This is a genomic window from Paraburkholderia fungorum (assembly GCF_046026025.1).
In the GTDB taxonomy this organism is placed as follows: domain Bacteria; phylum Pseudomonadota; class Gammaproteobacteria; order Burkholderiales; family Burkholderiaceae; genus Paraburkholderia; species Paraburkholderia fungorum_E.
In genome coordinates, this window is the sequence record NZ_JAQQFL010000027.1 from 86,104 (window position 1) to 99,270 (window position 13,167).

General features: G+C 62.5%; 12 protein-coding genes. 9 read left to right on the top strand and 3 right to left on the bottom strand.

The genetic code is table 11. From position 1 onward, the window contains the following. The first annotated feature begins 57 nt into the window (after positions 1-57). The 8 genes from dapF to hslU all read left to right on the top strand — a co-directional run bounded on the left by dapF (position 58) and on the right by hslU (position 8,865). A complete protein-coding gene (gene dapF, locus PQR67_RS26170; RefSeq protein WP_408465559.1) occupies positions 58-921 on the top strand; it encodes a diaminopimelate epimerase in 864 nt (287 codons plus the stop codon). A gap of 198 nt (positions 922-1,119) precedes the next feature. Continuing rightward, complete coding sequence (locus PQR67_RS26175) at positions 1,120-1,845, top strand: DUF484 family protein (protein WP_408465561.1); 726 nt, start codon at positions 1,120-1,122, stop codon at positions 1,843-1,845. A gap of 25 nt (positions 1,846-1,870) precedes the next feature. Next, positions 1,871-2,794, top strand: a complete 924-nt coding sequence (xerC, locus tag PQR67_RS26180; RefSeq protein ID WP_408465563.1) for a tyrosine recombinase XerC — start codon at positions 1,871-1,873, stop codon at positions 2,792-2,794. Between the two features lie 98 nt (positions 2,795-2,892). Further along, a complete protein-coding gene (locus PQR67_RS26185; protein ID WP_408465565.1) occupies positions 2,893-4,095 on the top strand; it encodes a class I SAM-dependent rRNA methyltransferase in 1,203 nt (400 codons plus the stop codon). 281 nt (positions 4,096-4,376) lie between these two features. Continuing rightward, positions 4,377-5,480 carry a CobW family GTP-binding protein gene (locus tag PQR67_RS26190; RefSeq protein WP_408465567.1) on the top strand — a complete coding sequence of 368 codons (1,104 nt, stop codon included), beginning with the start codon at positions 4,377-4,379 and terminating at the stop codon, positions 5,478-5,480. Positions 5,481-6,132: 652 nt separating this feature from the next. Continuing rightward, on the top strand, positions 6,133-6,552 hold the full coding sequence (gene dksA / locus PQR67_RS26195; protein WP_035554081.1) for an RNA polymerase-binding protein DksA: 420 nt from the start codon (positions 6,133-6,135) through the stop codon (positions 6,550-6,552). Positions 6,553-6,972: 420 nt separating this feature from the next. Next, a complete protein-coding gene (gene hslV / locus PQR67_RS26200; protein ID WP_028197737.1) occupies positions 6,973-7,509 on the top strand; it encodes an ATP-dependent protease subunit HslV in 537 nt (178 codons plus the stop codon). A 9-nt stretch (positions 7,510-7,518) separates the two neighbouring features. Next, positions 7,519-8,865 (top strand): ATP-dependent protease ATPase subunit HslU, encoded by a 1,347-nt coding sequence (hslU, locus tag PQR67_RS26205; RefSeq protein ID WP_408465570.1) that lies wholly within the window; start codon positions 7,519-7,521, stop codon positions 8,863-8,865. 164 nt (positions 8,866-9,029) lie between these two features. On the opposite strand, the gene PQR67_RS26210 is transcribed toward hslU, so the two are convergent. Both PQR67_RS26210 and PQR67_RS26215 read right to left on the bottom strand, forming a co-directional pair. Then, a complete protein-coding gene (locus PQR67_RS26210) occupies positions 9,030-9,572 on the bottom strand; it encodes a response regulator transcription factor (RefSeq protein WP_408465572.1) in 543 nt (180 codons plus the stop codon). Continuing rightward, positions 9,569-10,879, bottom strand: coding sequence for an ATP-binding protein (locus PQR67_RS26215; protein ID WP_408465574.1), 1,311 nt, complete (start codon positions 10,877-10,879; stop codon positions 9,569-9,571). Before PQR67_RS26215 ends, PQR67_RS26210 begins: the two co-directional genes overlap by 4 nt. A 129-nt stretch (positions 10,880-11,008) precedes the next feature. Between PQR67_RS26215 and PQR67_RS26220 the strand changes: the two genes are divergently transcribed. Then, complete coding sequence (locus PQR67_RS26220; RefSeq protein ID WP_408465576.1) at positions 11,009-12,715, top strand: tetratricopeptide repeat protein; 1,707 nt, start codon at positions 11,009-11,011, stop codon at positions 12,713-12,715. On the opposite strand, the gene PQR67_RS26225 is transcribed toward PQR67_RS26220, so the two are convergent. After that, a complete protein-coding gene (locus PQR67_RS26225; RefSeq protein WP_408465578.1) occupies positions 12,685-12,909 on the bottom strand; it encodes a cysteine-rich CWC family protein in 225 nt (74 codons plus the stop codon). The genes PQR67_RS26220 and PQR67_RS26225 overlap by 31 nt on opposite strands. Positions 12,910-13,167: the final 258 nt, after the last annotated feature.

A 13,167-nucleotide genomic window follows, 5' to 3' on the forward strand; every position in this document is an offset into this window, starting at 1 on the left:
AATCGCAAATAAAGCGCCGTTCGGCGCATCTGCAGGCGCGTCACTTACAATAGCGTGATGAAACTGAAATTCACCAAAATGCACGGCGCGGGTAACGACTTCGTCATGCTCGACGGCTACACCCAACCGGTCAACCTGACGCCGGCGCAGGTGCGCGCGCTCGCGGACCGGCATTTTGGCGTCGGCGCCGACCAGTTGCTGCTGGTCGAAAAGCCCACCATGGAAGGCGTCGATTTCAGATATCGCATCTTCAATTGCGACGGCGGCGAGGTCGAGCACTGCGGCAACGGCGCGCGCTGCTTCGTCAAGTTTGTGCGCGACAACGGCCTGACCGACAAGCGCAGCGTGCGCGTGCAAGTGCAGAACGGCACCCTCCTGCTGACCATGCAGGAAAACGGCGAAGTGCTGGTCGATATGGGCACCCCCGTGTTCGAACCAGAGCGCGTACCGTTCGCCACCAAGGGTATCGAAGGCCGCCGCGAAGGCGCGGACACGCTCTGGCCGCTCGAGGTCAACGGCGTGACGCGCTGGATTTCGGTGGTGTCCATGGGCAATCCACACGCAGTGCAAGTGGTCGACGACGTCGAAGATTTCCCGGTGCTCGTCGAAGGCCCGGTGATCGAGCGGCACGCACGTTTCCCGCAGCGAGTGAACGCGGGCTTCATGCAAATCGTCGGCCGTAGCGAGATCAAGCTGCGGGTCTACGAACGCGGCGCCGGCGAAACCCTGGCATGCGGCACGGGCGCGTGCGCGGCAGTCGCTGCCGGCATTCGCCGCGGGCTGCTGGATGCGCCGGTGCTGGTGCACACGCACGGCGGCAAGCTGACCATCACGTGGGATAACGCTCAAGACGGCACCCCGCTGCTCATGGCCGGCCCCGCGGCAACCGTTTTCGAAGGCGAGATCGAACTGGCTGACTGAGTCGCGCCAGCGCTTTACCCGACGCACCAATCGATTCAACGGCCGAGCATCGGCCGAGGCAGTACCCGACACGTGGCCTCGAACGGGCCGCTGAACAGGCCGATGAAGAGCCGGACCAGGCGGCTCTTTCACCGGCGACCGAACTCATGACCGATGCGCCGCCCGAAGGTGTCGCCCCGTAGTCCTTTAGCCGAAACCATGAACGATCGCGAAGTCGCCGAATATCTGCTCGCCACCCCCGAATTCTTCGCCGACCACGCGGAAATGCTCGCGACGATCCGGCTTGCGAACCCGCACGGCAAAGCCGCGGTGTCGCTGCAGGAACGGCAGATGGAAATGCTGCGCGACAAGAACAAACATCTAGAACGGCGTCTGGCCGAGCTGCTGCGCTACGGTCACGAGAACGACAGCATTGCCTCGAAATTCAATCGCTGGACCATCCGTGTGATGGCCGAGCGTGATCCGTACGCGCTGCCGCGCACGATCGCCACAGGCTTGCGGGAAATTTTCGACGTGCCACAAGCCGCGCTACGCGTATGGGACGTTTCCGAGCCGTATGCACAGGCCGAATTCGCGCGCCATGTCGGCGAAGAAGTGCGAATCTTCGCCAATAGCCTCACTACGCCGTACTGTGGCGCGAACACTGGCTTCGAAGCCGCGCAATGGCTGACGCCGGCGGTCTCGGCGGTGAGCGACGACGCGTCCGCGGGCGGTACGGGGTCGGGCGAGTCCGCGCACGTTACCGAGTCGATTGCATTGCTGGCGCTGCGCGACCCCGAAGGCAAGGAAGAAGCCCCCACCTTCGGCCTGCTGGTGATGGGTTCGGCCGACGCACGCCGCTTCCACGACGGCATGGCCACCGATTTCCTGACGCAGATCGGCGCGTTGGCAAGCGCGGCGCTGAGCCGCCTGCTGCCGCGCTGAGCCGCCAAACCCGCAAAAGGCCATCGTGACCGACGCCGACCCGATCGCCGCCTATCTGTCGAATCTCGAACATGAGCGGCGGCTGTCGGCGCATACGCTGCGCGGCTACACCCACGAACTTGAGGAGCTCAAGCTGCTGGCCAAAGGCCGGCCGCTCGAAAGCCTCACCGCGGTCGATATTCGCGGCGCGGTTTCGCGGGCGCATGCCGGCGGCCTGACGGCGCGCTCGATCAGTCATCGGCTCTCGTGCTGGCGTGCGTTTTACCGCTGGTTCGCGGGCCGCGTCGATCTGCCGGCCAACCCGGTCGCCACCGTGCGGGCGCCGAAGCAGGCCAAGGCGCTCCCCAAAGCGCTCTCCGTCGACGACGCCACGCGCCTGATGGAAAGTCCGCCCGCCGCGACGCCCGAAGGCTTGCGCGACCACGCGATGCTCGAACTGTTCTACTCGTCGGGCCTGCGTCTGTCCGAACTGGTCGGCCTCGACGCCCGATTTGCCGATGCCGGCGGTTACCGCTCGGCGGGCTGGCTCAAGCTCGACTCCGCGGAAGTCGAAGTGCTCGGCAAGGGCAACCGGCGCCGCATCGTGCCGGTCGGCAGGAAAGCGCTCGAGGCCCTGAACGCGTGGCTCGCGGTGCGCGACCAGATGATTAAACATGATCCGCACCCGCTGTTTCTCTCGGCGCGCGGCAACCGGCTGTCGCCGAATGTCGTACGTGAGCGCGTGAAGCGCGCGGCGCTGGTCGCCGGCATTCCGGCCAACGTGCATCCGCACGTGCTGCGGCACTCGTTCGCCACGCACGTACTGCAGTCGAGCGGCGATCTGCGGGCCGTGCAGGAACTGCTCGGGCACGCCAGCATCACTGCCACGCAGGTCTACACCGCGCTCGATTTCCAGCATCTCGCGCACGTCTACGATCAGGCGCATCCACGCGCCAAAAAACGCGACTGATTCCGCTCTTTGCTAGTTTGCGGCTTGCGGTCTCGCCCTTTGCCTCACCTGCCGCGTGCCTATTTGCCCACGCGGCCTACTGGTCCTGCTGAATCCTGATGAATACCGTTACGCTCAAACCGTCCAAAGAAAAATCGCTGCAGCGCCGCCATCCGTGGGTCTATGCCAACGTGATCGATCGCGTCGACGGTAATCCCGCTCCGGGCGCGACCGTGCTGGTGCGCGCGCACGACGGCCGGTTCCTCGCGCGCGCGGCCTACAGCCCGCATTCGCAGATTCGCGCGCGTGTGTGGAGCTTCGACGAAGCCGAGCCGATCGACCATGCTTTCTTCAAACGCCGCGTGCAGCGCGCGCTCGCGCATCGTCAGACGATGGTGCACAACACCGGCGCCGTGCGGCTGATTTTCGGCGAAGCGGACGGCCTGCCTGGCCTGATCGTCGACCATTACGTCGCCGAGGACGAAGGCCAGCGCAGCCAGCTGGTGTGCCAGTTCATGGCGACGGGTGTCGAAGCATGGAAGGAAGCGATCGTCGCCGCCTTGACCGACGCGACCGGCTGCCCGAACGTCTACGAGCGCTCGGACGTGTCGATTCGTCAGAAGGAAGGGCTCGAGCAGCTCACCGGCGTACTGGCAGGCGAGGCGCCCTCGGAAGCGCTGATCGCGAGCGAAAACGGCGTGCGCTATCACGTCGACGTGCGCAACGGCCACAAAACCGGCTTCTACGTCGACCAGCGCGACAACCGCCTGCTGGTTCAGGAACTGGCGCAAGATCGCGACGTGTTGAACTGCTTCTGCTACACCGGCGGTTTTTCGCTGGCGGCGCTGAAAGGGGGAGCAAAGCGCGTGGTGTCGATCGATTCGTCCGGCGATGCGCTGGCGATCGCGCAACAGAACGTGGCCGCCAACGGTTTCGATGCCGGGCGCGCCACCTGGCTCGACGCCGACGCGTTCAAAACCCTGCGCCGCCTTTACGACGAAGGCGAACGCTTCGACCTGGTCGTGCTCGACCCGCCCAAATTCGCGCCCTCGCGTGAACACGTGGACCGCGCCGCGCGCGCCTATAAGGACATCAACCTGACCGGCCTGAAGCTGCTTCGCCCGGGCGGCCTGCTGTTCACCTACTCCTGCTCCGGCGCGATCGACCCGGAGCTGTTCCAGAAGATCGTGTCGGGCGCGGCGGCCGATGCACGTGTCGATGCGCGGATTCTCAAGCGCCTCGGCGCCGGGGTCGACCACCCGTTGCTCGCCGCTTTCCCTGAAGGCGAATACCTGAAGGGCCTGCTGTTGCAAATTGCCTGATCGCCCATAACTTCAGGCTTATTTCCCGCGTGCCGCGAAAGGGATTCGCCCCTGCCGCCAGCGCCGGCTTGACAGATATGTTTCAATATCCGGCTAGATCGGGTCGCGCGCCATCAGGCTGCCGCGCCCGGCAAACCGGATTCGCAGATGCATTCGCTGCAAATCCCGCGTGGCAGATTCCGCGCGGTTAATTTGCGCGGTTAATTTGCGCGGTTAATTTGCGCGGTTAATTTGCGCTTAATTCGATTACGCACAGACTCACGTACACACAGGCGACCAACATGATCCCAGTCACCATCCTGACCGGCTTTCTCGGCAGCGGCAAAACCACCCTGCTCAAGCGCATCCTGAACGAAAAACACGGCATGAAGATCGCCGTGATCGAAAACGAGTTCGGCGAAGAGAACATCGACAACGAAATCCTCGTGCAGGACACGAGCGAACAGATCATCCAGATGAGCAATGGCTGCATCTGCTGCACGATCCGCGGCGACCTGTCGCGCGTGCTGGGCGACCTGGCGGCGAAGAAACAGTCCGGCGAACTGGATTTCGACCGTGTCGTGATCGAAACCACCGGTCTCGCCAATCCGGGCCCGGTCGCGCAGACGTTCTTCATGGACGACCAGATCGCCAACGAATTCCTGCTCGACGCGATCATCACGCTGGTCGACGCGAAGCACGCGAACCATCAACTGGACGAGCATGAAGTGGTGCAGCGCCAGGTCGGCTTCGCCGATCGCCTGTTCATCACCAAGGCCGATCTGGTCGATGAAAAGCACGTGGACGATTTGCGCCATCGCCTGTTGCACATGAATCCGCGCGCGGCAATCAAGATGGTCAATTTCGGCGAAGCGGACATCAAGGAAATCTTCGACCTGCGCGGTTTCAATCTGAATTCGAAGCTCGAGATCGACCCGGACTTCCTCGCCGAAGACGAACACGCGCACAACCACGCTCACGCGCATGACGAGCACGGCCACACCCATGCCGATCACGACGGTCACGATCACGAAAACTGCGATCACGACCACGGCAAGTGCGACCACGAAGGCCACGACCATGCGCATCACCATCACGCGCACCATGACGACAAGATCAAATCGTTCGTCTACCGCAGCGATCGCCCGTTCGATCCGAACAAACTCGAGGACTTCCTCGGCGGCATTCTGCAGATCTACGGCGAGCGTCTGCTGCGCTATAAGGGCGTGCTCTATATGAAGGGGGTCGACCGTAAGGTGGTGTTCCAGGGCGTGCACCAGATGATGGGTAGCGATCTGGCCGCGAAATGGCAGCCCATCGAGAAGAAGACCAACAAGATGGTGTTCATCGGCATCGAACTGCCGCAAGACCTGATCACCGACGGTCTGGACGCCTGCCTGGCATAAATGTCATGCCCGCCGTGCCGTGCCCCGGTGGCACGGCACGCAGCGCATACTGCGCGCGCTGACAGCGAACGGCGCAACTTGCCGGCAACAGGACAATCATCTGCGGAATACGTGCAAGAAGCGGCCGAAAGCCGGCTGAAATGTCGGTTATGTGAAAAGCACGTGAAAACCCTGCTGTATTAAACCGTGCACGACCATCGCTTTTTGACCGTGCGCGCGTTATATTTTCGGGATATCGGTGCGCCGCCGGGGGATTTTCACCAGTTACGGCGCTGGATTGTGATTCAGTTACAATACGTGCCCACTGGAGAATGACAACGAATTGCCCGGTCTGCGCGTAGTCCGCGCCGGGCCTGAAACGGCGCCGGAAAACCTTGTCCGGAAATCACGCCGACAATGCCGGCTGGCACAGCTGATAAGGCACGCTGCCGGCAAGCAATGCCTCAGGAGCAATTGAGAAACGGTTTCCAGAGGAGTTCGGCCCCGCATTGGCGTAGCGCGCCCGGCGCGTGGGCGCAAGGCGCTTCGGCGTCACCGACAGCCCATCGTCCGTGCCCGCCCAGCGCTCAGCGTCCCCGTGGCGTCTTTGTGGGCAATACGAAAGTGCGGGCACTATGTAAGAGTTTTGCCTCACATTGAAGAAGCAAGCCAGATGACGACGAAACGACTCTTGACTGAAGCCGAAATCCTGAAGATGAGCGACAAGGATTACATGAATGCGGATCAGCTCGCTTTCTTCAAGAACAAGCTCGAACAGCTGCAGGCGGACATTCTCCGCAATGCCGGCCAGACAACCGAGAACCTGCGCGAAACAGTAATCGTGCCGGACCCGGCCGACCGTGCAACGATCGAGGAAGAGCATGCGCTGGAACTGCGCACGCGCGACCGCGAGCGCAAGCTGCTGAAGAAGGTGCAGCAATCAATTGCGCGCATCGACTCGGGCGACTACGGCTGGTGCGAAGAAACCGGCGAGCCGATCGGCATTCCGCGTCTGCTCGCGCGGCCCACGGCCACCCTGTCGCTCGAAGCGCAGGAACGCCGCGAACTGCGCCAGAAGCTGTTCGGCGACTGAACGCCTGCGGCGCGGCTTCGGCTCCGCGCCCTTTTAAGCTGCTTCGTCGAGAGGCGCACGGTGACCTGTGCGCCTTTTTTCTTTTGTGCGACGCTTTTCGGGCTTTGCTGAGCAGACCACTCTGAACGCCCGCTACGCGGCTGTTCAAGGGCGCGCCCAGTTCCGCCTACCGCCATCGCGCGGCCCGTATCTCTAAGCCCGCCCACCTCGGCGCAGCTCTCGCTCCCCCGTTTCAAGCCCTGTGTTTTTGTCTTATGCCATTTGCCGGCTCTTGATATGACCGCGCACGCCCTAAAATAAGTCGAACATGCGTTGCACGAGCGCACGCCGACCGGTTCATCGTTGCGCGCCGTCCGCGTCCAGGATTCATGCGGTGGTCCACGCCACCGCGTCCTACCCGTTTTGCACAGAGGAACGCATATGGAGCAATTTCACGGCACGACGATCGTCTCCGTGCGCCGCGGCGACAAGGTCGCCCTTGGCGGCGACGGTCAGGTCACGCTGGGCAACATCGTCATGAAAGGCGGCGCGAAGAAAGTCCGGCGCATCTATAACGGCAAGGTGATGGTCGGCTTCGCCGGCGGCACGGCCGACGCCTTCTCACTGCTCGACCGCTTCGAAGCGAAGCTGGAAAAACACCAGGGCAATCTGACCCGCGCCGCCGTCGAGCTCGCCAAAGACTGGCGCACCGACCGCATGCTGCGCCGCCTCGAAGCAATGCTGATCGCCGCGGATGCCACCACCACCCTCGTCATCACCGGTAACGGCGACGTGCTCGATCCGGAAGGCGGTATCTGCGCGATCGGTTCGGGCGGCGCTTACGCGCAAGCCGCCGCGAAGGCGCTGGTCGACAACACTGAACTGTCGCCGCGCGAAATCGTGGAGAAGTCGCTGGAAATCGCTGGCGACATGTGCATCTATACGAACCATAACCGCGTCATCGAGACGATCGAGTAAGGACCCACGATGAGCACCATGACCCCTGCCGAGATCGTCTCGGAACTCGACAAGCACATCATCGGCCAAGGCCGCGCGAAGAAAGCGGTTGCCGTGGCGCTGCGCAATCGCTGGCGCCGTCAGCAGGTTGCAGACCCGCTGCGCCAGGAAATCACGCCTAAGAACATTTTGATGATCGGACCGACCGGCGTCGGCAAAACAGAAATCGCACGGCGTCTCGCGAAACTGGCCGACGCACCGTTCATCAAGATCGAAGCCACCAAGTTCACCGAAGTCGGCTACGTGGGCCGCGACGTCGACAGCATCGTGCGCGATCTGATCGAAATCTCGGTCAAGCAGACGCGCGAAACAGAAATGCGCAAAGTGCGGACCAAGGCGGAAGATCAAGCCGAAGACCGCATCCTCGACATCCTTCTGCCGAGCGCTCGGCCGGTGGGATTCGGCGCGAGCTCGAGCGCGACGGATACCGCCGACGAAGGCAGCACCACGCGCCAGACCTTCCGCAAGCGTCTGCGCGAAGGCCTGCTCGACGACAAGGAAATCGAACTCGACGTCGAACAGCCGCAAGTGGGCATGGACATCATGGGGCCGCCGGGCATGGAAGACATGACCGAGCAGATCCGTTCGATGTTCGCGAACATCGGCGGCGGCAAGAAAGCGCGCCGCAAGCTGAAGGTGAAGGAAGCGCTCAAGGTTCTTACCGACGAAGAAGCCGGCAAGATGCTCAACGACGAAGAGGTGAAAGCCAAGGCAGTGCAGAACGTCGAGCAGAACGGCATCGTGTTTCTCGACGAAATCGACAAGATTGCGTCGCGCAGTGAAGCAGGCGGTGGCGAAGTATCGCGCCAGGGCGTGCAGCGCGATCTGCTGCCGCTCGTCGAAGGCACCACGATCAACACCAAGTACGGCATGGTGAAGACCGACCACATTCTGTTCATCGCGAGCGGTGCGTTTCATCTGGCCAAGCCGAGCGATCTGATTCCGGAACTGCAAGGCCGCTTCCCGATTCGGGTCGAACTGGATTCGCTGTCGGTGGGCGATTTCGAATCAATTCTGGTGTCGACCGACGCGAGCCTCGTCAAGCAATACCAGGCACTACTGGCTACGGAAGACGTGCACCTCGAATTCGCCGACGACGGCATTCGCCGTATGGCCGAAATCGCGTACTCGGTCAACGAGAAGACCGAGAATATCGGCGCGCGCCGCCTGTACACGGTGATCGAAAAACTGCTCGAAGACGTGTCGTTCGCAGCCGGCAATCATTCGGGCAAGACGGTGCAGATCGACGCGGCGTATGTCGATCGCGCGCTGAACGAAGTGGCGGAAGACGAGGATCTGTCGCGCTACGTGCTGTGATGCCAACGCCGCCGCGCTAACGCCGCGCGCCGCGTGCCTCGCGCGTGAGTCGATCGGGTATGAGGCGTAAAAAAACGGGCCGTCTTGTGAAAGACGGCCCGTTTTGCTTGATGCTTGACGATCCGACGACCCGACAACCCACCGGCGCGGGCAGGTCCCAGCGCTTACTGCTTGACCGGCCGCTTCGCCAGCTTGCGTTGCAGCGTTCGACGGTGCATGTTCAACGCGCGTGCCGTGGCCGAAATATTGCCGCCGTGTTCCGCGAGCACGCGTTGAATGTGCTCCCATTCCAGACGCGCAACCGACAACGGCATGGGATGCTCAATCGCCTCGTCAGCTTGCAACGCGCTCGCCTCGCTTTGCAGCGCCGACAAGATCGTCTCGACGTTGGCGGGCTTCGCAAGGTAGTTATCCGCGCCGTCTTTCACGGCCTGCACCGCTGTGGCGATGCTCGCATAACCAGTCAGCACCAGCATGCGCGCGTCCGGTTGCAAATCGCGCAAGGGCGCGACGAGCGTAAGGCCCGAATCGCTGCCGAGATGCAGGTCTACCGTGATCTGGCTGAACTTCTGCTGGTTCGCCAACTTGATCGCTTCATCCGCGTTGTGCGCTTCGGCCACCGTATAACCGCGCCGCGTCAAACCACGGGCGAGGATGCCGGAGAACACTTCATCGTCGTCGATCACCAGAAAATTCATATCGCTCATGCCTGTTTCTCCGTGTTGGATGGCGTAGCGCCTCGACGGCCCACCCCTGATAACTTGCGCGCTGCAAGCGGCAATCTCAATACTGCACGCGTGCCACGCGGCTTGATCTCGCTGACATCGGCCAGCTCGATCGATCCCTTCAGACGTGCCGCCGCTGAAAACGCCAGATACAGGCCCACGCCATGTCCACCCTGTGTACTGTCGACCGGCATCGTGCCGAGCGATCCGCGCAAGGCGGCGGGGATGCCGGGACCCGCGTCGCATACCTCGAGTACGATCTGGTCGCCGCGATCCGTGAGCGTGCACGTTAGCGTGACGTGATCGCGGCTCGCACGCGCGGCGTTGTCGAGCAGGATCGTGAGAATCTGACTGACGGCAACCGTGTCGTCAAGACTGACACCCGCAGGCGGCACACCGATCCGCTCGAACTTCACATGCGGATGACGCAAACGCCATTGCTCGCCAAACGACTCGAGCCACTCGCTCACCGCCTGCCGGTTGGTCGTTGTCGATGCACGGCTGCGCAGCCGCGCAAGCGCCGACGTACACAGCGTCATTTGCCGTTCGAGCAACTCCAGATCGGCGGCGTACGGCGCGAGCCCCTTGTCGGTTCTCGCGGCATCGCGCAGTTCTTCGGACAACATCGCAATTGTAGACAACGGCGTGCCGATTTCGTGAGCGACGGTGGCCGCCTGCACGCCGAGCGCGACAGCGCGTTCATCGTGAAGCAAGCGCTGCTGCGCGTCTCCGAGTGCTGCGTCACGTAGTCGCAGAGCGCGTGACATGCGCGCGACGAACCACGCAATCAGGCCCACGCTGACCATGAAGTTCACCCACATGCCGGCGCGATAGTAGTCGAACAGGTTGGCCGGGTTGTCGAGATTGAGCGGTACGGAATCGAAGCCGAGCACCGCGTAACAGGCCACGGCGAACGCGGCGAGCCATGCCATCAGTTGCCATGGCAGCACGGCTGCGGCAATCGCGAGCGATGGCAGGTACAACGAAACGAATGGGTTGGTGGTGCCACCGGAGAGGAACAGCAGCGCGGACAACGCGCCGAGATCGACCCAGATCTGGCCAAACAGTTCGAGATTGGACTCGGGCCGCTGCTGCGAGACACGCCACCACGTGAGTCCGTTGAAGATCACCTCGAGCGCGATCACAAGCAACATGGCGGGCAGCGGCAGGTGCACACCGAAGAATATCTGCACAACCGCGATCGTCACCAGTTGGCCGATGATGGCAAGGCTGCGCAGCCAGAACAGATGACCGAGATTGACGCGGCCGGTGTTGGTTATACGATGCATGACTTTAATTTACCTGTTCGGACTCGTCCGACTGACCTCGCGAACTCACGCCGCTAACATGGAATTTTTGCGATAGCGCTGCACAAGCCGATCGGTCATCATCTGTTCTTGCGCCGCCTCAACCCTTCCATGCTACCTACCTCTGACAGCGAAACCCCCACCTCGTCAGCTTTCCTGACTTTTCTGCGACATGCTGCCGCAGCCCGACAAAACGATACTGGGCACGCAGAGGCCAGGTGTCTCGATAGCGCCGCACAACTTCATTCGCTCGACGATGCCTCGATCGCATCACTCATCGCTACGCTGCTTGAGCAACACCGTCACAACGATGCAATCGAACTCGCCGCCATTATTGCCCAACTCGATCCCCATCGCGCGCTTGCACACTTCCGTGTCGGCTATGCGCTGCAAATGGTAAGCCGGCATGGCGAGGCAATCGCCCCCTATCGTCGCGCACTCGCGATCGATCCGACCTTGCCGCAGTTGCGCAACAATCTCGCCGGTGCCCTCGCGCTCACGGGCGGCGACCTCAACGAGCAACTCGCCCTGCTGGAAAGTACAGTTCATGACGATCCCGGCAATGGCGACGCATGGACCAATCTCATTCAGGCAAGCCGGGTCAATTTGAATCTGCCACGCGCGCTCGAAGCCGGCGCAAGAGCCGTGCAATGCGCGCCGCATAGTTCGCTGGCGTGCAACAACTATGCGCTGGCGCTGCGTGAAGCGCAACGCTGGGACGAAGCGGAGCAAGCCGCAAAAACGGCCTGTGCATTGGCGCCCGGCAACGCGACCATGCGCTCCAATCTCAGCATGCTGCAACTCATGCGCGGCGATTACGCGAACGGCTGGCAAACCCACGAAGCGCGCTGGGACGGCTCGCTTGAATTGGGCGGCAACCGCCCCGCAATGCCAGCGCCAACCTGGCAGGGTGAATCGCTCGCTGGCAAAACGCTGTTGGTGTGGGGCGAGCAGGGCATGGGCGACGTCTTGCAATTCAGCCGCTATATCCCTCTGCTGGCCTCACGCGTTCATCGCGAGGGCGGTCGACTCGTCTGGAATTCATTTCCGCAGATGGGTGCACTACTCGCTCGCAGCCTCTGTGATCAGGTGGACGCTTATTCGGCTGGCGGCGGCGTCGACTCCTTGCCGCCGTTTGACTACGAAATTCCTTTACTGAGCCTGCCTTTGATATTCGGCACGCGCGAAGAGACTATCCCCGCTGAGACTCCGTACTTGCATGCGGACATCGCAGCCGGCAAGTCGTGGCAAAAGAGGCTTAGCGGAGAAACGAGGCTCAAGGTCGGACTGACGTGGACAGGCAGCGCCGGCCATCAGCGCAATCCATTCCGGCGGGTGGGTTGGGAACGCTATGCGGAACATTTCGGCGACATGCAGAACGTGGCGTTCTATTCGCTGCAACCGGGTGCCGAGGCGGACGTCGTCGCCGCCCGAGCCGCGGGTCTGCCGATGTCGGACTACACCGCAGAATTCGCCAGCTTCGACGACACCGCGGCGTTTGTCCACGCGCTCGACCTCGTCATCACCGTTTGCACGTCCGTGGCGCATCTGAGCGGTGCGCTCGGCCAGCGCACATGGGTGCTGCTTGACGTCAATCCGCATTGGGTCTGGCTACTCGACCGGCCCGACAGCCCATGGTATCCAGGCGCAACGCTGTATCGGCAACCGCGGTTCGGCCAATGGGATCCGGCCTTGGGGGCCGTTGCACGCGATCTGGGCGCGCTCGCGGCCCGGCACCGCGCAGCATGGGCCGGCATCGCGACTACCCCAGCCGCAATGCGCCGCGCTCAGGGCGAACCGGCTCCGGGTGCCGGGTGAACGGCTCGTGCAAGCTCCGCTGCGAGGCACTCGGGACACAGGCAACGGCCGGACGGATCGACCCGGTCTGCCGGCAACGCCGGCATCTCGCGGCACCAGCAATTAAACGGTACCGCGTGCATGGCGCAATCGAACGCATGACCGCAGCGCGGACACAGCGCGCTGCTTTCAGTGCGGGAAGCTGACAATTTCATAAGGGCCGGATGATCTCGCTTCAGCCTGGATCTGCAAATAATGCCACGACCCGCGTGCCGCCGTCAGTCGGCCGTTCGGCCAATTCACGGGCTATCTGAACGGCGGTAAGCTTGATTGTCTGCCGCCGTTCCGGGCCGTCCATTGCGCAGTGCGCAAAGTCCGCGCCGCCCGTCACCGGCGACAGTATCGAAAACCCTGTTGCAGCGCGCCAGTCCTGTACAATTCGCCCTGTTTTAACTGTTCCGTGCCAGAGCCTG

Excerpts from the sequence above, each read along its gene's own strand:
- PQR67_RS26185 (WP_408465565.1), top strand. The coding sequence starts at position 2,893 with ATGAATACCGTTACGCTCAAACCGTCCAAAGAAAAATCGCTGCAGCGC.
- hslU (WP_408465570.1), top strand. The coding sequence starts at position 7,519 with ATGAGCACCATGACCCCTGCCGAGATCGTCTCGGAACTCGACAAGCAC.
- PQR67_RS26215 (WP_408465574.1), bottom strand. The coding sequence starts at position 10,879 with ATGCATCGTATAACCAACACCGGCCGCGTCAATCTCGGTCATCTGTTC.
- PQR67_RS26220 (WP_408465576.1), top strand. The coding sequence starts at position 11,009 with ATGCTACCTACCTCTGACAGCGAAACCCCCACCTCGTCAGCTTTCCTG.
- PQR67_RS26190 (WP_408465567.1), top strand. The coding sequence starts at position 4,377 with ATGATCCCAGTCACCATCCTGACCGGCTTTCTCGGCAGCGGCAAAACC.
- PQR67_RS26210 (WP_408465572.1), bottom strand. The coding sequence starts at position 9,572 with ATGAGCGATATGAATTTTCTGGTGATCGACGACGATGAAGTGTTCTCC.
- PQR67_RS26175 (WP_408465561.1), top strand. The coding sequence starts at position 1,120 with ATGAACGATCGCGAAGTCGCCGAATATCTGCTCGCCACCCCCGAATTC.
- dapF (WP_408465559.1), top strand. The coding sequence starts at position 58 with ATGAAACTGAAATTCACCAAAATGCACGGCGCGGGTAACGACTTCGTC.
- PQR67_RS26225 (WP_408465578.1), bottom strand. The coding sequence starts at position 12,909 with ATGAAATTGTCAGCTTCCCGCACTGAAAGCAGCGCGCTGTGTCCGCGC.
- hslV (WP_028197737.1), top strand. The coding sequence starts at position 6,973 with ATGGAGCAATTTCACGGCACGACGATCGTCTCCGTGCGCCGCGGCGAC.
- dksA (WP_035554081.1), top strand. The coding sequence starts at position 6,133 with ATGACGACGAAACGACTCTTGACTGAAGCCGAAATCCTGAAGATGAGC.